The following is a 19,555-nucleotide window of genomic DNA, read 5'->3' as shown; positions in this document are numbered from 1 at the left end:
TTTGAAGATTGTTATAGCACCGGATTCATTTAAAGAAAGCATGACGGCGCTTGAGGTTTGCGAAGCAGTAGAACGCGGGTTAAGACGTTCACTTCCTGAAGTTCAGACGGTGAAAATTCCTATGGCTGACGGCGGAGAAGGAACGGTGCAGGCATTGGTCGATGCTACAAATGGAACGTTTACTTCTTTGACTGTAACAGGTCCATTAGGGCTTCCTGTAGAAGCTGAATATGGTTGGCTTGGAGATCAGTTGACTGCTGTCATTGAAATGGCGTCCGCTTCAGGGCTTCATCTAGTCCCACACGAAAGAAGAAATCCATTAATGACGACAACAGCCGGGACTGGAGAGCTAATAAAAGATGCTTTGCAAAAAGGTGCAAAGCATTTAATCATCGGAATTGGCGGAAGTGCAACGAATGATGGCGGCGTGGGTATGGCTCAGGCACTCGGAGTGAAATTCCTTGATTCAGAGGGGGCAGAATTATCGTATGGCGGCGGTGCTTTATCAAAGCTTGCAAAGATTGATGCTTCTAAAATGATGAAAGAATTAACAGGTGTAACCATAGATGTTGCCTGTGATGTTGATAACCCATTGACAGGCCCGTCTGGTGCTTCTGCCATATTTGGTCCGCAAAAAGGAGCAACAGATGAAACAGTTGCCGTATTAGACCGAAATCTCTCACATTATGCCTCTCTCATTCTTAAAGAGACAGGAATGGATGTTGAAAAAATAGAAGGATCGGGTGCAGCAGGAGGACTGGGAGCGGGACTGCTTGCCTTTTTGAATGCCAATCTAAAACGCGGTGTCGATATTGTCGTTGAAACTGTAAAGCTTGCGCAGCATATGGCGGAAGCTGATCTCGTCATAACAGGCGAAGGCAGAATTGACGGACAAACCATTCACGGCAAAACGCCTGTCGGAGTATCTAAAACAGCCAAGAAGCTGAATATTCCTGTCATTGCCATTGCCGGATCGATCGGGGATGGCTATGAAAAAGTGCATGAAGAGGGAATCGGTTCGGTGTTCTCCATCGTGCCGGAAATTGTATCATTGGAAGAGGCGCTGCAAAGAGGCCCTCTTTATGTGGAGAATCTAATGTATAATCTTGGAAAGGTTTTAAATATAAAAAGATGAGCAAAAAAACCGGTTTTCTTAGACCGGTTTTTTTGCTATCTCAGACTTTTCATCCGCTGAAGCAGCAGGCCATCTGTGCTCTTATTTTTACCTGAAACGAACTCAGTCATATAATAAGCGAGATAGACTCCGTATTGATTTTTTGTGTTCTGCAGCAATTCATCCACATAGTAAACGCCATTTGCAAGCTGATCCTTAAGCAATACAGAAAGGCCGGCATAGATTCCGCAGGCTACTTGAAAGTATGTGGCGTTTGTTTGGAATTCTGCAAAGACTGATTCATTATCGAGCACGTTATACATATAAAGCTCTTCGTTTTCATAGACAAGCAGGACTCCCACTAAATCTTCGCCTTCAAGCTCTCCCTCAAGCGGATCAAGCACCTTCATTTCAAAATTCCACAAGTCATTGGAGCGGTAAAGGTTAGAACGGATCAAATCTGTCGTATGATCATTGATTTTATAGAAAAAACCGCCTTCCATATCATACATCCGGCAGAGCGTGTACACTTCTTCGTGAGGCATCAGACATCCATTAAATTGTTTCTTCCCGAGTGTCACCTGAAATTCCAGATCATACACATTTTCATATAAAAAAAGCGGCGCTTTATTCTTCATAAACATCGGGTAGCTTGAAATCGCCTCATCAAGAAAACATTCAGGCGACCATGTTGTATAAATAGTGTCTTTTTCCGCATTCTGTTTATTTTTGAAAAACGAAGAATCATGCTCCACAATATAGCAGGCAAGGGGAGTCTGGTCCGGACGGATTTTCATAAGCTCAAGGGCCATCCACTGAACAACGCCCGGATTCATGCCGGATCCGATGATGGCTTTCGTATTTGTTATCGATTGTTTATCTTCTTCAAACCTGCGCAGCCTCTCAATTAAAGGAAATCCTGCGAATTCGTCTTCGTTTTCATCAATCATTGTATTTTCAAGAGCTGTATTGATATAGCTTACGCCTTCAAGATCACAGCACTTGAGCATTTCTGCGGTATCGGCCCATGAAACATCTACGACAATCCTGGTCTTTGTCTGGATTAGGTGATCTGTAAATTGAGCGGTATCTTTTAAATCAAATTCATGGAGAACAAGTAAATCTTTCAAGTTGGGAAAGAAGGTGTGATAATAATCGAATTCTTTTTGCTGATGATCGATTAAATGAAGGACGGCGTTTTTCAGGAAGGGATGAATGGGGTCGTTTAAATCATTTACTGACTTATTAAAGATTGAGAGAACAGAACGGGCGACGCCGCCTGCACTTCCAAGCAGAGTGATAATTGTGTGTTGCATTTCTTCACCTCAGGCAATCTTTTTAACAGGATATGTCGGAAAATGATTCCTGTATAGATAGAACACACAAAAATACGACAAATTATACTATTTTTCTACAAGTATATAAATTTTTATTCTCCCTTTTCAAGATCATCCATATTTTGTAACATTAATGGTGAGGAGATGAAAGCAACTTGAATATTTTATACATAGAAGATGATCTGGAAATCGGCAGCTGGGTGAAAAAAGAGCTTCTGCAAAAAGGATATTACGTGGAATGGATACATCGGGGCTGTCATTACAAGATCGCAAAAGGGGGATCCTTTCCAAGCCGACATTTTTATCAAACTGCTGACAGGCGGTTTTCGGGCTGCCCTGCCTCTTGCCGCTCTATTTCTGTGGGTATCCATGGCATGGACTAGTTTTGCTGCCCCATTGGCGCTCAATGTGATGTTTACACTTCCAAACATAATGATCATCAACTCAGAAAAAATCGGTCCATACTATCCGTGGGCACAGCCATTTTTAGCAATGATGCTCCAGCACGAAGGGTCCTTTATCACGGAAATATCCTTCTATCTTTCCATTGCCTGCGGGTTTGTCTGTTTTTTTACAGGAAGCTTTGTTTACATTAAAAATAAAGCTGTTTAGATGGAGACCGCTGTATGGCGGTTTTTTTGTTGCTTGCTGTAATCAAATGGCTATGCAGAAAAATCGCCTCAGGTTAGAAAAAAGTGAATCAAAGCGGGTGAATGAAGCAAGTGCCTCAGGCTAGAAAAAAGTGCATCAAAGCGGGTGAATGAAGCAGAAAAAGTGCCTCACGGTAGAAAAAAGGGCATCAAAGTGGTGAATGAAGCAGAAAAATCGCCTCAGATATAGAAAGAGAATATATAAAGAATTTAAAAAGAATAACAAAGAAAAAGATTCATACTTCTGATTCTCATTCTTCATTTCTGTTTTTAGTGTTAGCGAAGAAGATTTTCATATCCTGCGGAGAAATGCGATATACTAAAACTAGTAAACTATTTCGTTCATGAAACCTTTTGGCCGATAGAACGTATTACATTCAAACCCAAAAGAGAGGAAGATACCGCTTGAGAACTTCAAATCCAGCTTTAAAAGCTTTTACAAAACGGGAAGGGTCCTACTCCAGCAAGCCGATGACGCTGATGGGAGCGATTAATAAATCATTTTTGCTGCTGTTTATTTTAATCACTGCAGCGGGTGCAGCCTGGTATTACAGTGCACAGGGCCAGGATGTGACAGCCATTATGATCGGAGGGGCGATTGGCGGATTTATCGTAGCGCTGATTGTCAGCTTTGTTCCTAAAACGGCTCCTGTTCTGGCACCTGTTTACGCAGTACTTGAGGGGATGTTTGTTGGAGGAATATCGGCTTATTATGCATCCCTGTATGAAGGAATCGTCATACAGGCCGTGCTTCTAACAGCAAGTGTTTTCCTTGCCTTGCTGCTTGCTTACCGCTCAAGGTTAATCAAAGTAACACGCAATTTCCGATTAGGGGTTGTTGCTGCTACAGGCGGAATTCTGATTATGTATTTGCTGTCTTTTGTACTTGGCTTCTTCGGAGTAACGGTTCCATTTTTGCATGATGCCTCTCCGATTGGCATTTTAATTTCTGTTGCCATCGTGATCGTTGCGGCACTGAATCTGGTTCTGGACTTCGACTTTATTGAAAATGGTTCGAAGGCAGGGCTTCCAAAGCATATGGAATGGTATGCAGGATTTGCCCTTCTTGTCACACTAGTCTGGCTGTATCTTGAGATTCTCCGCCTGCTTGCCAAGCTGCGCCGGAACTAATAACAAAGGCCCGCTGGCGTCCCAGCGGGCCTTTTCTCATTTTATTTGAATTCTTGTCTTTTTCTTAATATAGCCGGGATAGTCCACAAACTTCATAGATAGCGGGCCTTTCGTTATTTTGCTTCGGTCGAACTGGATGGCAAATCGTTTTTCGCCTGTATCAGAAGCTGGACCTTCGCCTGAAGAGCTTGTTGACAAACTGACCCCATTAGCATCCGTCACATCATTCATTAAGAAGCTTGAAGCTTCTCTATCCTCATAATAGGAAAATGAAACTTCATTCTTCAAAACCTCGATCTTACTGAATACCTCATCTTTCGGTCTCTTCAGCACGGTATTTGTTTCTGGATCAACGATCACTTCTAAATCTGATTTTTTCACCGCACGTATTTTGCTGAATTCCAGATAGAGTTCCTTTGGCTGTTCAAAATAGTTGCTTTCCAGATAAATCATGTCTTCTGTTTCACTGATTCCCCTTCCAACAAGCCCATTATGATAAATCGACCAGGGTTCTCCTTTTTCATCAACAAGCCTGAGATCTTCAAATACAAAAAGCTCCATCGTATTATCTTTATCATATTGAACCAGGAGGGAGGCAGAAAGTGGAGTAATTTCGGCTTTCTTAAATGTTACTTTTTGATTTTCAATTGAAACAGTTTGATTAATTTCGATCACTTTCATTTTTTTCGTCACCAAGTCTTGATCAAGGTTGAATGAAAAATGAAAGACATTTTCTTTTTCTTTCGATAGTGCCCTTCTTGTGTGAACCATCATTTCAAGCTGAAAATCTTCGTGGTTCATAGACGCTCCAAAATCATACTCCATTGACCAGTCTGAACTTTTATTTTTCTCCATATCCTCTTCGATGTGACCTGATGTGAAAGAAGCATTTTCATTAAGATTCACTTTTCCTGAACGTAATGTCGGATTCATAATTTCAACGTTCGCTTTTTCAGACTGATTGTGGATCGTATAAAAAATCTTCAATTTTCTCTGATCCACAATGGCGGAATCCAGTGTAATTTTTATTCCGTCATGTTCATCTGAAACGCCAATTTCCTGAGCAAAGTTATTCTCGACAGCTGACATCAGTCCTTTGTTGTAGCGGATGATTTCCACCATCTTTTCCATGCCAGGAAATGAACTGACATAAGAAGCAAATCCAGGAGAGACACGTATAAGTGTGATGAAGATAAATATAAAAAGTGCCGCAGCAAGTGATGCCCATCTGACAAACGGGCGCCGTTTCCGTTTTTTCGCCTTTCGAAACCCTTGTAAGATGGCATCCTCAAGCAAGTCTGCAGGAATCTGCACGGTATCTATTTTTTCTTTATATCTTTTAATCTCCTGTTCCTCACGATCAAACATCAAAATTCCCTCCTTTCTCATCAAGCTGCTTCCGCAGTAATGCCAGTGCTTTTGTGAGCCAGGTTTTTACTGTGCTTTCCGGACAGTTCAGCTGCTGTGCAATGTCTTTGATCTTGAGATCGTGAAAGTATTTCATCAGAATTACATTTTGGTATTTTTCATCTAAGTGGTGCAGAGCCTCTTCAATTTCCAGATAAACAAAGGAATCTGTACTGGCAGCAGATGCAGCCAGCTCCTCATTTATTTGGATTCTTTTTTTCCTCTTCATTTGATCATGGCAGTAATTAAGCATGATGCGGATCAGATAAGTAGTGAAATAGGCAGGCTCTTTTAATTTATGAAGCGACTTATATGCACGGAATGTGACTTCCTGAACGGCTTCAAGCGAATCGGTTTCATTTTTCAAATACATGAAGGCTGTCCGGTAAAGCTGCTCCTTATGCTGCTTTATTAAAAGCAGGAAGGCCCCATCATCACCATTGACGGCTTTTTGTGCGAGATTGGGGTCAGTCAAAATGATTCCTCCTTGTTGTGCTGCTTGGCGTGTTCGAACAGCCGGCACTCGTGACGCAGAATCTGATTTCCTTGCTGTAATCGGCTATAAAAATAGAAAAATCGGCTGGAAAAAGTTCAGGTTCCCGCTAATAAAAACGACATTTTCGCTAAATCCCTTGCTGTCTCTATTCATTAGACTTCAATCTTCCAAAAAAGTTTTAAAACCAAGTAACTTTTTTCAGAATACAGGAAAATTAAATTTATAGAATAATATTTTAAATTTTTATTTTATTAAAAGCGCTTTCATGTTAGAATGAATTTGTCGAAACGTTTCACATCGTATTCCGCTTATTAAATAAAGGATTTAGTACATATTTTTTTACTTAGTGTGAAACGTTTCAAATCTTATCGCAGATTAACGGGCAGTTAGTCCCCAGATACAAGTTTTCTAGAATTTCAGAAAGTTGCATGGGTACAACTGCCTATAAAGGCCCGAGCGGTTCAACTAACACTCAGCGGGAAAGAGCTAAAACCCCACTGAGTGAAGTTTCACTGTATCGGAAATAACTCGGAGGTGGACAATGAGTACGATTGTTCGAGTTGGAATTATCGGGTGCGGAGGAATTGCGACTGGAAAGCATATGCCTGCTCTCGCACGACTTAAGAATGTTCAGATGGTGGCTTTCTTTGATCTTGTTGAAGAAAGAGCCATCGAAGCGAAAATGCAATATGGATCAGAGATGGCCGAACATTATACGGACTTTAAAGAATTGCTTGCAAATCCGGGAGTGGATGTTGTACATGTTTGTACACCGAATGATTCGCATTCAGACATTTCAATAGCAGCTTTGGAGGCAGGGAAGCACGTGATGTGCGAAAAGCCGATGGCTACTTCTGCTGCTGAAGCTCGAAAAATGCTTGAGACGGCAAAGCGCACGGGGAAGAAATTATCAGTTGCTTACCAGAACCGCTACCGGACAGACAGCCTGCATTTAAAATCACTTTGCGAAGAAGGCGAGCTTGGTGATATCTATTTTGCAAAAGCTCATGCCATCAGAAGACGTGCAGTACCGACTTGGGGCGTGTTTTTGGATAAAGAAAAGCAGGGCGGAGGTCCATTGATCGACATCGGCACTCATGCACTTGATCTGACATTATGGATGATGAATAATTATGAGCCGAAAATGGTTGTCGGAACCGCTTTTCATAAACTTGGCACAAGAGAAAATGCAGCAAACATCTGGGGCCCTTGGGATCCTGAAAAATTCAAAGTCGAAGATTCCGCGTTTGCTTACATTACCATGCAAAACGGGGCAACAATTTTCCTTGAATCAAGCTGGGCACTGAATTCTTTGAACGTCGGAGAAAGCAAATGCACCCTGATGGGAACAGAAGGCGGAGCTGATATGGAAAATGGCCTGCGCATCAATGGCGAGCGTCACGGCAAGCTTTATACGACAATGGTGAATTTAGATGAATCAGGTGCATCTGTCGTAGACGGCAAGCTTGAAAGTGAAGCAGATATTGAAGCAAGGCTTTGGATTGAAGCAATTGTTGAAGATAAAGATCCAGTTGTAAAACCTGAACAAGCCCTTATCGTAACTGAAATTTTGGAAGCGATTTATAAATCGTCTGAAACAGGCGAACCTGTTTATTTTGAAAAAAAAGAATAGCTTTCTGATCTAGGAATCGATTTCATCATTTAACCCTCAGGAGGAAAAAATCATGACAACTTTAAAAATCGGCGTTATCGGGTGCGGAAGCATTTCAAAGCACAGACATTTACCAGAGTATGCAGGCAACAAGTATGTGGAAATAACAGCAGTCTGCGATATTAATGAAGACCGTGCGAAACTCACTGCACAGCAATACAAAGCTAAAGCATTCACAGACTACAGAGAGCTTCTTGCACTTGAAGAGATCGACGCTGTAAGCGTTTGTACTCCAAATGCGCTTCATGCTCCCATTTCAATTGATGCTTTAAATGCAGGCAAGCATGTTCTTTGCGAAAAGCCAATGGCTACTTCAAAGGAAGAAGCAGAAGCGATGATCGCAGCTGCAAAAGAAAATAGCCGCAAGCTGATGATCGGCCATAATCAGCGATTTGTGCCATCACATGAAAAAGCCAGAGAGCTTATTAAAAATGGTGAAATCGGCAAAGTATTTTCTTTCCGCACAGCATTTGGCCACGGCGGTCCTGAAGGCTGGAGTGCTGACGGACGCGACAGCTGGTTCTTCAAGAAAGAAGACGCATTTATCGGAGCAATGGGAGACCTTGGTGTTCATAAAGCGGACTTAATGCGCTACATCCTTGGCGAAGAAGTGACTGAAGTGGCGGCATTCGTTGATACAGTTGCTAAAGAAGGCGCAGATGTAGATGACAATGCAGTCTGCGTATTAAGAACAGAAAGCGGCATTATGGGATCCCTTGCAGCAAGCTGGTCTTACAATAAAGAAGATAACGCAACAGTCATTTACGGTGAAAAAGGGGTTCTTCGTTTAGAAGATCATCGAGAGTACTCATTAATTGCTCAATATAAAACAGGTGAAGTTGTAAACTATGAATTAGGCAAAATTCAATCAAACGATGAAGGCGGACAAACTTCATCAAAAGTCATCGATAAATTCATAGACAGCATTATAGGCAATACAGAGCCGGCGGTTTCCGGTGAAGAAGGCTACAAATCTCTTAAAATTGTTCTTGGCGCATTAGAGTCAAACGAAAGCAAAACAATCGTAAAACTTTCATAAGGGGGAAAAATCATGACGAGAAAAGGACTTCAGCTCTATACAATCAGAACGCTGCTCGAAAAGGATTTTCTCGGCACTTTGAAAAAAGTGGCGGATCTTGGGTACGAAGGGGTACAGTTTGCAGGCTATTTTGACACGCCTGCAGATCGTCTGAATCAAGCATTAAAAGAGTATGAACTGAAGGCAGCGGGGAGTCATGTGCCTTATGATCAAATTACAGGGGATGGGCTTAAACAAGTGATTTCTTATAATCAGGCAATCGGGAACGATCTGATTATCATGCCTTATTTGGCGGAAGAGCAAAGAACTGGTCTTGATGATTATAAGCGCATTGCTGAAGAACTGAACAAAGCAGGCTCAGTCATTATGCAGGAAGGCATGCAGCTTGCTTATCACAATCATGATTTCGAATTTCATACATTCGGAGAGCAGACACCTTTTGATGTTCTGCTGAACGAAACGGATGCGAAGCTTGTAAAGTTCGAACTCGACTGCTATTGGGTTTCCTATGCGGGTCTTGATCCATTGGCGCTGATCAAAGAGCAGCGGGAACGTGTAGTTACGCTTCATATTAAGGATATGAAAGAAACAAATGGCGAGAAGCAGAGTACAGTCATCGGCACTGGACAGCTTGACATGAAATCCTTGCTGAACCTTGGAAAAGAGCTTGAGCTTCCATGGTTTATCGTTGAACAAGAGCACTTTGAAGGTGATTTGATGGAGGCAGTAGCTCTCAACTCGAAAAAAATGGACGAACTATTAAAAGCATAGAAAGGAAGATTACGATGAAACTTGGAGTATTCACTGTTTTATTTTCAGATAAAAATCTCGATGAGATGTTAGATTACGTAAAAGCATCAGGTGTTGAAGCTGTTGAAATTGGAACAGGCTGCTATCCTGGAAATGCACATTGTTCGTTAGAGGGATTATTAGGAAATAAAGAAAAGCAAAATGAGTATTTGGAAAAAGTCACTTCACGCGGACTCACAATAAGCGCGTTCAGCTGCCACGGCAATCCGATTTCACCGGATGCTGCTTTTGCTGCTGAATCTCATGAAACGTTGGTCAGCACGATTAAGCTAGCCAATGAAATGAACGTTCCTGTTGTGAACTGCTTCTCCGGAACGGCAGGCGACCATGAAGAGGCAAAATATCCAAACTGGCCGGTTGCACCATGGCCTAACGAATACAATGACGTATTAAAATGGCAGTGGGAGCAAAAACTGATTCCTTACTGGAAAGAAGTCGGGAAGTTAGCACAAAGCCTTAACGTGAAAATAGGTTTAGAGCTTCACGGAGGATTCCTTGTCCATACTCCTTACACTTTATTGAAGCTAAGGGAAGAAACATGTGATGCCATTGGAGCAAACCTTGATCCAAGTCACTTGTGGTGGCAGGGAATTGACCCTGTCGGTGCGATTAAAATCCTTGGAAAAGCAGGCGCCATTCATCATTTCCATGCAAAGGATACGTATCTTGATCAGGACAACATCAACATGTACGGCTTAACAGACATGCAGCCTTACGGCGAAATCCAATCAAGAGCATGGAATTTCCGATCTGTCGGCTGCGGACACAGCATGCAGGAATGGTCTGATATAATCAGCGCACTTAGAACGTACGGCTATGACTATGTTGTGAGCATTGAGCATGAAGATCCGATCATGTCGATTGAAGAAGGTTTTCAGCGTGCGGTTACAAACTTAAAAAGTGTCTTAATTAAAGAACAGCCGACGAATATGTGGTGGGCTTAAGCTGTAATCTAAGGTTAGATCTGTTCTATTTTACATTCAAACTGGCCATTTACCGGCCGGTTTGAATGGCAATAGACCATTTCCCTACAAACTAAACTCCCCGGGAAGATCCCCCGTTAAGTCATCTCATCAACCAGAATGAAGCAATGAAAGTAAGGTGGAGAATCGTATGGCCACAATCAAAGATGTTGCAAAATTGGCTGGGGTAGCTGTTTCAACAGCATCCTATGCGTTAAATCATAATTCAAGAGTGAATGCAGAAACCGCTAAGCGTGTATTAGAAGCTGCAAAAACGTTAAACTACCGAAAAAACGGAATTGCGAGAGACTTAAAACGAAGCAAAACCGAAACAATCGGGATTATCGTTCAGGATCTTTCCGGCCCTTTTTATTCTGAATTGATGCGCGGTGTTCAGGATACCCTGCTCACTCATCAATATGGCCTTATCGCCTGCAGTTCCATTGGAGGCAATGTGACAACAGCTTCAAAGTTTTTGCAGGAACGCCGTGTGGATGGCGTCATTATTTTAGCTGAAAGCCTTCCGGATGAATTGATTCTTCAATCAGTAAGAGATGATTTTCCGATCCTCGTCCTTGACCGAAAGCTTGACAGCGATTCGATTATCCATGTGCTTGTCGATAATTTCTCGGGCGGCTATCAGGCAACGCAGCATTTAATTGACCTTGGCCACAAGGAGCTCGCGTACATTGGAGGTCCCTCTCACAATCGCGATAATCAGCTTCGATTTGAAGGGTATAAACAGGCGCTTAAGGATTCCGGAATTACACTGCACCCTAGCTGGATCCTTCAGGGGCAATATACAAGGGAAGGCGGCTATTCTGCGGCTAAAATCCTCATGATGCAGGGAAATGCGCCGTCTGCTGTCTTTTGTGCAAATGATGAAATGGCTGTAGGGGCATTAAAAGCTTTTAAAGAATCCGGTTTGCATATTCCAAATGATCTTTCCATCATCGGATTTGACGATATTGAAATTTCACAATATATTTCGCCTCCGCTCTCGACGGTAAAGCAATCGAATTATGAAATCGGCTCTCTTGCAGCTCACCTGATCTATCAGGCTCTAAATGAAGGGATAGAAGGGAAGGATTACATTCTGCCGACAGAGCTTGTCCTAAGAAAATCGACAAGCGCCGCCAAAAAGATGGAAGCATGAAAGCAATCAGGATCCTCTGATTGTTTTTTGATTTTCGCACGGTTTGCCAGATAACCCTATTAATGCGTTTAACAAGGAAATTTCCGTCTTTCATGATATAATTGAAGGTATCTTTAGAAGGAATGGAGTGATATCTTTGAAAAAAGGTCCATTTTTCGTGAAAATCTGGTCAAATGGTCAAGTGATGATTCCTTCCTACATTCGAAAAAAACTAAACATACAAACAGGTGAGCGGGTCGTCGTTCAAACTGATGGGAAAACGATCGATTTGATCATGGATGATAACAATGCCTTTGAAAACGAAACAACCTTAAGCAGCAAGGGAACCATAACAATACCGAGTGAAATAAGAAATATATGTGAAATTGATGTGGGAGAAAAACTGAAAATCGAATGGAATGAACAGGGGCAAAAAGTTACTTTTGTTCCTCCTGATGACATGACAGGTTCAAATAAATTATCCAGCTGATCAGCCGGCCGAAACTCGGCCGGTTTGAAGTTTGTACGGGGGGAAACCAGTGAAAAACATACATAAGATTTTCATTCTCTGTCTTTTTTCTCTTTTCCTGTCTGCATGCAAGGATGAAGACGAGGGGAGAGACAGGAGGCTCGTTGTGGTAGAAGATATGCTTGAGGCAATCCTTGAGGAAGATAAGAGAGATATGAGAGGCATCTACTTAGAAGGAGCCTACCACTCACCGCAAGAGCTGATCTCCCTTAAAAAGAAATGGAAAATAGAAAACCTGGAACTCGAAGATTTTGAGATAAAAGAAGAAAGCTTTTATGTCTTCCGGGCCTATTATGATCAGGATGATCAAAAGGAAAGCAAAGCCATTGCCTTTCGTGTTAGGGAGACAGATGAAGATGAATTGATCGTGGACTATGTGGATCAGGTGGTTGAAGAAAAAAAGAATCAGTAAAAAGCTTGTATGATTTCATACAAGCTTTTTTTGTTTGATTAATTCAATACTCGATTCTTTCATTCCATCCACTTTGATGGTTCTAATTGCATTCCGATATTCAGAATACGGTCCAGCTGCTTGCTTGCTTTTATGGTAGTTATGGAACTAAGTCCGTCTTTTTTGGCGCTTTCAAACATTTCCTGCCGATATTTCTCAATAAGAACATCCACCATGTTCAAGAGAATCACCTCACATTTCATGCATGCAAAATATCCGTGAATAGTTTATATATCGTCAATTTTTTCAGATTTAAACGGCTTTGATCATTTTAAAAAACCATTTATAAAGAAGTCAGTTTTTTAAGCAGACTTCGAAATTCTTGATTCAATCTCTCGAAATCTTCCCGCGAAAGTCCGCTTGTTTTCAGCATGAATTCTGGAACACGATGCGCTTCTTCTTTCAGGTTTTGGCCCTGGGCAGTTAAACTGATCTCTACTTTGCGCTCATCTGCTTTAGAACGAATGCGCTCGACCAAACCAGCTTCTTCAAGTCTTTTCAGCAAGGGAGTGAGTGTGCCTGAATCTAATAAGAGTTCCTTGCCTAAATCCTTCACGCTCAATTTTTCATGCTCCCATAAAACGAGCATGACTAAATATTGAGGGTATGTCAGATCAAGCTCCTGCAAAATGGGTCTGTACATTTTTGTCATCTCCCTGGAACACGCGTAAATGGAAAAACAAAGCTGCTGTTCTAGACTGAGAGGGTGTTTATCTGAAGGCATTGGTTAATTACTCCCGACATTAATTTATTGACAAACCCATTATACCCTTGCTATATTAGTTTCGCAAAAACAAATTGTGCACAATTAAATTTTATGAAATGAAATGGGGATACGATCATGCAAAAACTTTACACAGCAACAGCAACTGCGACAGGCGGAAGAGAAGGAAGAGTTCAAACGAAAGCCAAAGAACTTGATCTAGCGATTGAGATGCCAAAAGCTCTTGGCGGAAGAGGCGGAGAAGGAACGAATCCAGAGCAATTATTTGCAGCGGGTTATTCCGCTTGCTTTGATAGTGCATTAAATTTGGTGGCAAGAACAGAACGTGAAAAAATCGGCCAAACATCGGTTACATCACATGTATCAATTGGAAAGGATGATACAGGCTTCGGATTATCTGTTATCCTTGAAGTTCACATTCCGGATGTAACAAAAGAAAGAGCTGAGGAGCTTGTTCAAAAGGCACATAACGTTTGTCCATATTCAAAAGCAACAAAAGGAAATATCGAGGTTGAATTGAAAGTTGTCTAATACCTGAAAAAGAGCTCAGTCCAAAAGGACCAAGCTCTTTTTCATTATTGAATGGCAGCCTGAACATTGATGACACCGGCTCCATAATAAAATGGATCACCAAGTGGAACAGCTGTATTTTTTAAGCGGTTTCTTACTTCGATATTCGACATGTTCGGATATTTAGAAAGAATTAAAGCGGCTGCACCCGCTACGTGCGGCGATGCCATGGAAGTACCATTAAAAGAAGCGTATTTATTGCCCGGAACGGTGCTCAATGTGTTGACACCCGGAGCCATGACTTCAAGCTCTGAGCCGACACTTGAAAAAGATGCCCGATTGTTCGAAGAGTCAACTGCACCTACTGCAATAACAGAACTGTATTTGGCCGGATAGCCGATTGTGTTCCGTTTGCCTTTTGACCCGCTGTTGCCTGCAGCTGCTACAACAACAATGCCTTTATTATAAGCTTGATCGACAGCCTCCTGAAGGGCGGCTGAACCCTGGCTGCCGCCAAGACTCATATTAATAACATCCATTCCATTGTCAACAGCCCACTCAATGCCTTGAGCAATTCCGCTATAGGTGCCGCTTCCGGTGGAATCAAGTACTTTTACAGCAAAAAGAGTGACATCCGGGGCAACGCCAAGAACACCGATTGAATTATTCAATGCAGCAACAGTCCCGGCTACGTGAGTTCCATGGCCGTCACCATCTATGAATGGATTCGGTTCAGCTGCAATGAAGCTTGCGCCTCCTGCCGCATTCAAATCTTCATGAGAGGCGTCAATTCCTGTATCAAGTACAGCAACTTTTACACCGCTCCCTTTAACTCCTGAAGATTGAACAGCATCTGCTTTAATTTGAGGAATACCGTATGGAACGGTCTGGCCAATGGCTTTCGCTTCGAAATCTTCTTCAATAAATGTGATATTCGGATTTTTTTGAAGAGCTGCTGCTGCCTGATCCGGCAGAGAGGCGTGGACAACATTCATATATTTATATTGATGCTTGACCTTACCGCCGGCACCCGAGATTAGATTCGCTTTCACTTTAGAATCTTTGACAGATGCTTTAATCCCGATTAAATAATCTTTCTTTACCGAAATAGCCTCAGCAGACTGTGAGGAAAAAAACATGGATAAAAACAGGACAAATGCAAATAAAATACTCAGAGCCTTCCACTTTTTCATGAATAAACCCCCTTACATAGTATAGAATAATCATAGAGTTTAAAAAGTTTGACTATTCTATCAATTATGCTACCATTTTAATAGAGTCATTGGTATTGGGAAAAATGGGGCCTTTTTTCCGAATAATAGGGTGAAATAGGGGGGATGTTTCCTCGGGAATTTTGCAGATTGGGAAATATGGGTCGTTATTTTATGTATTATTCAGAAAAATTGAGGCTATTTTCCCAATACGAAAGCAAAAGGTTTCGGCATAATAAAGAGAGAACTAAACATACAGATTAGTATAGATGAGGTGCTGCACATGGAAATAGGAAGTCGAATAAGGTTCTATCGCATTCAGCAAAATAAGACGCAGGAGGAACTTTCACGAGGCATCATTTCCACTTCTTACTTATCAAAAATCGAAAACAATCAGACGACTGCAAGCATCGAAGTCCTTGATTACTTATGCAACAGGCTTGAGATCAACCTCATCGAAGAAGAAGAAATTCCTCTGATGAAATCCTTATTTGACTGGTATCATGATATCGTTCACCGCAAGCACGATCATCTTAAAAAAAGGTACATTGACCTGCAGAAAGAAATCCTTTCATCAAGTGATACAACGGCCATGATCTACTTTGTTCTGTTTGAATTCAGGTATTTGCTGACAGAAAGAGAGTTTGCAGAAGCAGATTCGAAGCTTGAAAAAATCAATTTATACAAAGACATCTTTGAAGAAAAGATGACCTACTATTACGAGAAATTTGTCGGTCTTCATCACTATCTTCAAAGCAAATATTCGACAGCCCTCCTGCACCTCAAAGGAGCGGAGCGGTTTTTAACAAAGCACCTCCCATTTGAAAAGTGGGAAGAAGCGGATCTCTATTATTCAATTGCCCTGACTCTGAGTCAATTAAGAAAAGCGGCACTGGTCATCCAGTACACTCACTTTGCTTTAAATATATATCAATCAAGATACGATTTAATGAGATGCGCAGAGTGTCAGATTCTGCTAGGGATTAATTATTTGCGGTGTGAGGAGCATACCCGCTCAGAAGAAAGTTATTTGCTGGCCAGGAAGATTGCTGAGCAGCTGAATGATAAAAGTCTGCTTGGAATGATCTATCATAATATGGGGTACCTCAGTTCAATTACCAAAAAATATGAACAGGCAATCGATCGATACAATGAAGCTCTGCAATTTAAAGATAAGAATGAATCATTAAGCACAATTTTTTCTATCCTGTATGCCTATTATCAATTAGATAATAAAGAAGAAGCTGGGAAGTGGATAGTAGAAGGCAAAAACATTTTAGAAAATAACCCTAATCAGGAATATCACTATCATTTTAAAATCTATGAATATTTGCTGCAGGATAATCTATCATCTGAATTTGAATATTTTATGATGGAAGTCGTTATCCCTTACTTTATAGAGCATGAAAAACAGCAGTATATTATCGAGTATTCAGAGCTTATGGCATCATACTTTGAAGATCGCCACAAATATAAATCAGCCGTTCAATATTATCAAATCGTATGTAGCGCTTTGAAAAGAGCATATGCAAATTAAATAACAAGGGAGAGCTAGTCATGAAAAAAATAGTTATGGGCATCACTGCAGGGATTTTTTCTTTAGCATTTGCAGCGGGAGTTGGATTGTTTTCTGAGCCGGATCATCCGAAGATTGTATCAGAGCCAGACCATCCGAAAATCGTTTCAGAACCAGATCATCCGAAAATTGTATAAATCAGAATTTGAAGGCAGTGCATCTGACAAGGTGCATTGCTTTTTTTTGCGCATGAATTTTTTAATTTGGCTATTTTTCACGTTGATTGGGAGACTATCGGAGGGAATCTTGAGACATCTAAATGGGCTCAGGAATAATTCCGAGACTTTGAAAGTTAATTCCGAGACTTTCCGAATTAATTCCGGGACTTTGAACAATAATTCTGAGACTTTCGAAATGAATTCCGCACAAATGTGAACAAAACAGATTTCCTCTCCCTCTGAACAGTCGATTCTGCTGTTCGCTAAATATTCTGTCAAAATAGCCGATGAACAATATATGAGCCTAATTTCACATTGGAAATCGGTCTGGGATAAGGAATATTGTCTATTTTTCAAATTAGAGGGGGCACATAAGATGAAGCGATTAAAAAAAAGGAAGCCAAGAGAGAAAAAGCGCTTTGCATCATTTTCATTAAAAGGGAAGCTGCTGGGCAGTTTTTCGGTTATTATTGTGCTCAGTCTTTTGATGGCGGCGTTTAGTATGATCGGTTTCAGCATGGTTAACAGACAGACGAAGCAGATTGTGCAGGAGGACATGCAGTCGCTTCTTGCGGAAGGGAAGCTCAGTGATAATATTACACAGTGTGTATCCTTAATCAGAGCATATTTTATTTATGGTAAAGATGAATATAAAGATCAGTATTATGAGCTGACCAAAGAAAGTCAGGCGCTTCAGAAAAAACTGCTTGCTCAAAGTGATAACCCGAAAAGCCGCGAATTAATGAAAAAAAGTGCTGAATGGGAAGAAATCGTTGAAGATGAAGTCATTAAAAGCTTTGATTCTGGAATGAGGGTAACAGCGAACCAGACGCTCCGCGGGGATGTGCAGAATCTTGCGGATGAGCTTACAGAGGGGTTTGATTCTCTCGCAAGTGAGCGTGAAAAATCAATTATGCAAGATGGAGATGCGATTATTAATCAAGGACGATTTATCAACATGCTTGGTATTGTACTTTCAGTCGTGATAGTCACAATCGGTATTTTTTTGGCATTTCGGATTTCGAACGCTCTCACTAAGCCGATTTTGAAGATTGTCAGCAGAATGAGAGACATTTCAAATGGCCAGCTGAATCATGAGCCTCTTTTATCGGTGTCACAGGATGAAATAGGCGAGCTCGTTCATTCTGTAAATGAAATGAATCAGCAGCTGAAAGCCATTGTGAAGGATATTTCCGGGGCTTCCTTGTCTGTGGCAGAGCGGAGTGAACAGCTTCAATCCTCCTCGAAAGAGCTGAAATCAGGAAGCGAGCAGATTGCCTCGACTATGCAGGAGCTGTCTTCAGGAGCAGAAACCCAGGCAAATTCAGCTTCCGATCTGGCTGAAACAATGGGCCAGCTGATGAACTCCATTTATATTGCCAACCAAAATGGCCAGGCTGTGGCCGAGGCTTCTTCGGAAGTGCTGAATCAATCACAAACAGGTTATACATTAATGAGCGAATCCGTCAGTCAAATGAACCGCATCAATGATTTAATGGAAAATACCGTGCTGAAGGTGAAGCGTCTTGATGAACAGTCAGGAGAGATTTCCACATTGGTGGACGTGATTCAAAGCATCGCAGATCAAACCAATCTCCTGGCGCTGAATGCAGCAATCGAAGCTGCACGTGCAGGAGAACATGGAAGAGGATTTGCGGTTGTGGCAGATGAAGTACGCAAGCTAGCTGAACAGGTATCAAGGTCGATAGTAGATATTAATAAAATTGTAGGCAATGTCAGAAAAGAAACGGAAGAAGTAGCAGAAAACCTGGGGCACGGATATGAGCAGATTGTAAAAGGCGCAAAATCCATCCATCAAACAGGGGAAAGCTTTACTGAAATTAAAGGTTTTATTGAAGATATGTCAACCAGAATTGTAACCATTCAGACGGATTTAACTCTGATTATGAAAAATAGTGAAGTGATGAACGAATCAATTTCAAGCATTGCATCCGTATCAGAAGATGCAGCTGCAGGAATTGAACAAACAGCAGCATCCGCAGAGCAGTCCAGTCAGTCTATGGAAGAAATCTCAAGCAATGCGGATTCCTTATCTGACTTGTCCGGAAAACTGAGCAGGCTCGTCAATCGTTTTCAATTTTAGACACCAATAAAATAAGGGGCTGACAACCGCCCCTCACTTTTTATTGCGAAAATGAAATTGTGCATTTAGCTGGCCTTCGAGCATTTTTTTGCGGTAATCGGGATTGCTGCGCATCTCTTTTTTTCGCATTTCTTTTAAGATTTCATTTGTTTGTACGCCATCTTCCCGTTTGTTTGCAATCTCCATGAGCCTTTCCACATCGGAAAATGAATATTTTCTTGTACCCCTTGTTGTTCTTTGAGGCGAAATTAAACGTCTTTCCTCATAATAACGGATCTGTCTTAATGATAAGCCTGTTAGTTCGCTGACGATTCCAATTGAAATGACTTTTTTGTCTTTATATGAGTGGTCGTGCTGTTCCATCTTTCCACCCCGCACATTAGATTCTTTTTCCAATTATACCTCACCCTCAACGGAAAAAGTGAAGTTTTGTGAGAAAATCTAACATGGTTTGTGAGAAAAAGAAAAAAACGTGTAAGGTATGTTGACAATAATGCTGATATTTCATTTGCTTCTTATTAAACTAACAGTAAGAGTTT

22 protein-coding genes and 1 pseudogene are annotated in these 19,555 nt (G+C 41.4%); 16 read left to right on the top strand and 7 right to left on the bottom strand.

The genetic code is table 11. The features are described from left to right. Position 1 precedes the first annotated feature (1 nt). Positions 2-1,135, top strand: a complete 1,134-nt coding sequence (locus QFZ72_RS20430; protein ID WP_307437067.1) for a glycerate kinase — start codon at positions 2-4, stop codon at positions 1,133-1,135. A gap of 35 nt (positions 1,136-1,170) precedes the next feature. Here the strand turns inward: QFZ72_RS20430 and QFZ72_RS20425 are convergent, their stop codons facing one another. Continuing rightward, positions 1,171-2,430: an S-adenosylmethionine decarboxylase related protein gene (locus QFZ72_RS20425; RefSeq protein WP_307437064.1), complete on the bottom strand. Its 1,260-nt coding sequence runs from the start codon at positions 2,428-2,430 to the stop codon at positions 1,171-1,173. A gap of 176 nt (positions 2,431-2,606) precedes the next feature. On the opposite strand from QFZ72_RS20425, the gene QFZ72_RS20420 reads away from it, so the two are divergent. The 3 genes from QFZ72_RS20420 (at position 2,607) to QFZ72_RS20410 (ending at position 4,232) form a co-directional block, all read left to right on the top strand. Next, positions 2,607-2,834 (top strand): response regulator, encoded by a 228-nt coding sequence (locus QFZ72_RS20420; protein ID WP_307437061.1) that lies wholly within the window; start codon positions 2,607-2,609, stop codon positions 2,832-2,834. After that, positions 2,821-3,063: an ABC-2 family transporter permease gene (locus QFZ72_RS20415; RefSeq protein ID WP_307437059.1), complete on the top strand. Its 243-nt coding sequence runs from the start codon at positions 2,821-2,823 to the stop codon at positions 3,061-3,063. Before QFZ72_RS20420 ends, QFZ72_RS20415 begins: the two co-directional genes overlap by 14 nt. Positions 3,064-3,506: 443 nt before the next feature. Further along, on the top strand, positions 3,507-4,232 hold the full coding sequence (locus QFZ72_RS20410) for a Bax inhibitor-1/YccA family protein (protein WP_307437055.1): 726 nt from the start codon (positions 3,507-3,509) through the stop codon (positions 4,230-4,232). 36 nt (positions 4,233-4,268) lie between these two features. Here the strand turns inward: QFZ72_RS20410 and QFZ72_RS20405 are convergent, their stop codons facing one another. Continuing rightward, complete coding sequence (locus QFZ72_RS20405; RefSeq protein WP_307437053.1) at positions 4,269-5,600, bottom strand: DUF4179 domain-containing protein; 1,332 nt, start codon at positions 5,598-5,600, stop codon at positions 4,269-4,271. Beyond that, positions 5,593-6,114 carry a sigma-70 family RNA polymerase sigma factor gene (locus tag QFZ72_RS20400; RefSeq protein WP_307437050.1) on the bottom strand — a complete coding sequence of 174 codons (522 nt, stop codon included), beginning with the start codon at positions 6,112-6,114 and terminating at the stop codon, positions 5,593-5,595. Before QFZ72_RS20400 ends, QFZ72_RS20405 begins: the two co-directional genes overlap by 8 nt. A gap of 562 nt (positions 6,115-6,676) precedes the next feature. On the opposite strand from QFZ72_RS20400, the gene QFZ72_RS20395 reads away from it, so the two are divergent. The 7 genes from QFZ72_RS20395 to QFZ72_RS20365 all read left to right on the top strand — a co-directional run bounded on the left by QFZ72_RS20395 (position 6,677) and on the right by QFZ72_RS20365 (position 12,694). Continuing rightward, a complete protein-coding gene (locus tag QFZ72_RS20395; RefSeq protein WP_307437048.1) occupies positions 6,677-7,768 on the top strand; it encodes a Gfo/Idh/MocA family protein in 1,092 nt (363 codons plus the stop codon). A 52-nt stretch (positions 7,769-7,820) separates the two neighbouring features. After that, a complete protein-coding gene (locus tag QFZ72_RS20390; RefSeq protein ID WP_307437047.1) occupies positions 7,821-8,846 on the top strand; it encodes a Gfo/Idh/MocA family protein in 1,026 nt (341 codons plus the stop codon). 12 nt (positions 8,847-8,858) lie between these two features. Next, on the top strand, positions 8,859-9,617 hold the full coding sequence (locus QFZ72_RS20385; protein ID WP_307437045.1) for a sugar phosphate isomerase/epimerase family protein: 759 nt from the start codon (positions 8,859-8,861) through the stop codon (positions 9,615-9,617). A gap of 14 nt (positions 9,618-9,631) precedes the next feature. Further along, positions 9,632-10,600 (top strand): sugar phosphate isomerase/epimerase family protein, encoded by a 969-nt coding sequence (locus QFZ72_RS20380; protein ID WP_307437040.1) that lies wholly within the window; start codon positions 9,632-9,634, stop codon positions 10,598-10,600. Between the two features lie 169 nt (positions 10,601-10,769). Then, a complete protein-coding gene (locus QFZ72_RS20375) occupies positions 10,770-11,774 on the top strand; it encodes a LacI family DNA-binding transcriptional regulator (RefSeq protein WP_307437039.1) in 1,005 nt (334 codons plus the stop codon). A gap of 136 nt (positions 11,775-11,910) precedes the next feature. After that, on the top strand, positions 11,911-12,243 hold the full coding sequence (locus tag QFZ72_RS20370; protein ID WP_307437036.1) for an AbrB/MazE/SpoVT family DNA-binding domain-containing protein: 333 nt from the start codon (positions 11,911-11,913) through the stop codon (positions 12,241-12,243). A 49-nt stretch (positions 12,244-12,292) separates the two neighbouring features. Then, a complete protein-coding gene (locus QFZ72_RS20365; RefSeq protein WP_252204705.1) occupies positions 12,293-12,694 on the top strand; it encodes a hypothetical protein in 402 nt (133 codons plus the stop codon). A gap of 59 nt (positions 12,695-12,753) precedes the next feature. Here QFZ72_RS20365 and QFZ72_RS20360 read toward each other — a convergent pair whose 3' ends face one another. Then, the gene (locus QFZ72_RS20360) at positions 12,754-12,909 is read right to left on the bottom strand and encodes an aspartyl-phosphate phosphatase Spo0E family protein (RefSeq protein ID WP_307439883.1); all 156 of its coding nucleotides are present in this window, start codon (positions 12,907-12,909) and stop codon (positions 12,754-12,756) included. Between the two features lie 107 nt (positions 12,910-13,016). Beyond that, the gene (locus tag QFZ72_RS20355; RefSeq protein WP_307437031.1) at positions 13,017-13,457 is read right to left on the bottom strand and encodes a MarR family winged helix-turn-helix transcriptional regulator; all 441 of its coding nucleotides are present in this window, start codon (positions 13,455-13,457) and stop codon (positions 13,017-13,019) included. 117 nt (positions 13,458-13,574) lie between these two features. On the opposite strand from QFZ72_RS20355, the gene QFZ72_RS20350 reads away from it, so the two are divergent. Beyond that, positions 13,575-13,988, top strand: a complete 414-nt coding sequence (locus tag QFZ72_RS20350; protein ID WP_307437029.1) for an organic hydroperoxide resistance protein — start codon at positions 13,575-13,577, stop codon at positions 13,986-13,988. Positions 13,989-14,032: 44 nt separating this feature from the next. On the opposite strand, the gene QFZ72_RS20345 is transcribed toward QFZ72_RS20350, so the two are convergent. Next, positions 14,033-15,160 carry a S8 family peptidase gene (locus QFZ72_RS20345; protein ID WP_307437026.1) on the bottom strand — a complete coding sequence of 376 codons (1,128 nt, stop codon included), beginning with the start codon at positions 15,158-15,160 and terminating at the stop codon, positions 14,033-14,035. A gap of 301 nt (positions 15,161-15,461) precedes the next feature. Here QFZ72_RS20345 and QFZ72_RS20340 point away from each other — a divergent pair, with 301 nt between their 5' ends. The 4 genes and pseudogenes from QFZ72_RS20340 (at position 15,462) to QFZ72_RS29590 (ending at position 19,016) form a co-directional block, all read left to right on the top strand. Then, a complete protein-coding gene (locus tag QFZ72_RS20340; RefSeq protein WP_307437024.1) occupies positions 15,462-16,715 on the top strand; it encodes a helix-turn-helix transcriptional regulator in 1,254 nt (417 codons plus the stop codon). Between the two features lie 20 nt (positions 16,716-16,735). After that, positions 16,736-16,891, top strand: coding sequence for a hypothetical protein (locus QFZ72_RS20335; RefSeq protein WP_223441341.1), 156 nt, complete (start codon positions 16,736-16,738; stop codon positions 16,889-16,891). A 319-nt stretch (positions 16,892-17,210) separates the two neighbouring features. Beyond that, positions 17,211-18,071 (top strand): annotated as a pseudogene (locus QFZ72_RS29595) (HAMP domain-containing protein); the annotation flags it as partial. Then, positions 18,069-19,016 (top strand): methyl-accepting chemotaxis protein, encoded by a 948-nt coding sequence (locus QFZ72_RS29590; RefSeq protein WP_373464710.1) that lies wholly within the window; start codon positions 18,069-18,071, stop codon positions 19,014-19,016. The pseudogene QFZ72_RS29595 and the gene QFZ72_RS29590, both read left to right, overlap by 3 nt. Positions 19,017-19,049: 33 nt before the next feature. Here the strand turns inward: QFZ72_RS29590 and QFZ72_RS20325 are convergent, their stop codons facing one another. Beyond that, the gene (locus QFZ72_RS20325; RefSeq protein WP_223443279.1) at positions 19,050-19,379 is read right to left on the bottom strand and encodes a MerR family transcriptional regulator; all 330 of its coding nucleotides are present in this window, start codon (positions 19,377-19,379) and stop codon (positions 19,050-19,052) included. Positions 19,380-19,555: the final 176 nt, after the last annotated feature.

The organism is Bacillus sp. V2I10, assembly GCF_030817055.1.
Classification (GTDB): domain Bacteria; phylum Bacillota; class Bacilli; order Bacillales; family Bacillaceae; genus Bacillus_P.
Note: the sequence above shows the minus strand (reverse complement) of the source record. Positions and strands in the feature narration are given on the sequence as shown.

Bases quoted from the DNA above. Each gene is read 5' to 3' on its own strand.
- QFZ72_RS20325 (WP_223443279.1), bottom strand. From the start codon at position 19,379: ATGGAACAGCACGACCACTCATATAAAGACAAAAAAGTCATTTCAATT.
- QFZ72_RS20425 (WP_307437064.1), bottom strand. From the start codon at position 2,430: ATGCAACACACAATTATCACTCTGCTTGGAAGTGCAGGCGGCGTCGCC.
- QFZ72_RS29590 (WP_373464710.1), top strand. From the start codon at position 18,069: ATGAATCAGCAGCTGAAAGCCATTGTGAAGGATATTTCCGGGGCTTCC.
- QFZ72_RS20395 (WP_307437048.1), top strand. From the start codon at position 6,677: ATGAGTACGATTGTTCGAGTTGGAATTATCGGGTGCGGAGGAATTGCG.
- QFZ72_RS20415 (WP_307437059.1), top strand. From the start codon at position 2,821: ATGGCATGGACTAGTTTTGCTGCCCCATTGGCGCTCAATGTGATGTTT.
- QFZ72_RS20385 (WP_307437045.1), top strand. From the start codon at position 8,859: ATGACGAGAAAAGGACTTCAGCTCTATACAATCAGAACGCTGCTCGAA.
- QFZ72_RS20390 (WP_307437047.1), top strand. From the start codon at position 7,821: ATGACAACTTTAAAAATCGGCGTTATCGGGTGCGGAAGCATTTCAAAG.
- QFZ72_RS20340 (WP_307437024.1), top strand. From the start codon at position 15,462: ATGGAAATAGGAAGTCGAATAAGGTTCTATCGCATTCAGCAAAATAAG.
- QFZ72_RS20355 (WP_307437031.1), bottom strand. From the start codon at position 13,457: ATGCCTTCAGATAAACACCCTCTCAGTCTAGAACAGCAGCTTTGTTTT.
- QFZ72_RS20380 (WP_307437040.1), top strand. From the start codon at position 9,632: ATGAAACTTGGAGTATTCACTGTTTTATTTTCAGATAAAAATCTCGAT.
- QFZ72_RS20405 (WP_307437053.1), bottom strand. From the start codon at position 5,600: ATGTTTGATCGTGAGGAACAGGAGATTAAAAGATATAAAGAAAAAATA.
- QFZ72_RS20345 (WP_307437026.1), bottom strand. From the start codon at position 15,160: ATGAAAAAGTGGAAGGCTCTGAGTATTTTATTTGCATTTGTCCTGTTT.
- QFZ72_RS20350 (WP_307437029.1), top strand. From the start codon at position 13,575: ATGCAAAAACTTTACACAGCAACAGCAACTGCGACAGGCGGAAGAGAA.
- QFZ72_RS20335 (WP_223441341.1), top strand. From the start codon at position 16,736: ATGAAAAAAATAGTTATGGGCATCACTGCAGGGATTTTTTCTTTAGCA.
- QFZ72_RS20360 (WP_307439883.1), bottom strand. From the start codon at position 12,909: ATGGTGGATGTTCTTATTGAGAAATATCGGCAGGAAATGTTTGAAAGC.
- QFZ72_RS20375 (WP_307437039.1), top strand. From the start codon at position 10,770: ATGGCCACAATCAAAGATGTTGCAAAATTGGCTGGGGTAGCTGTTTCA.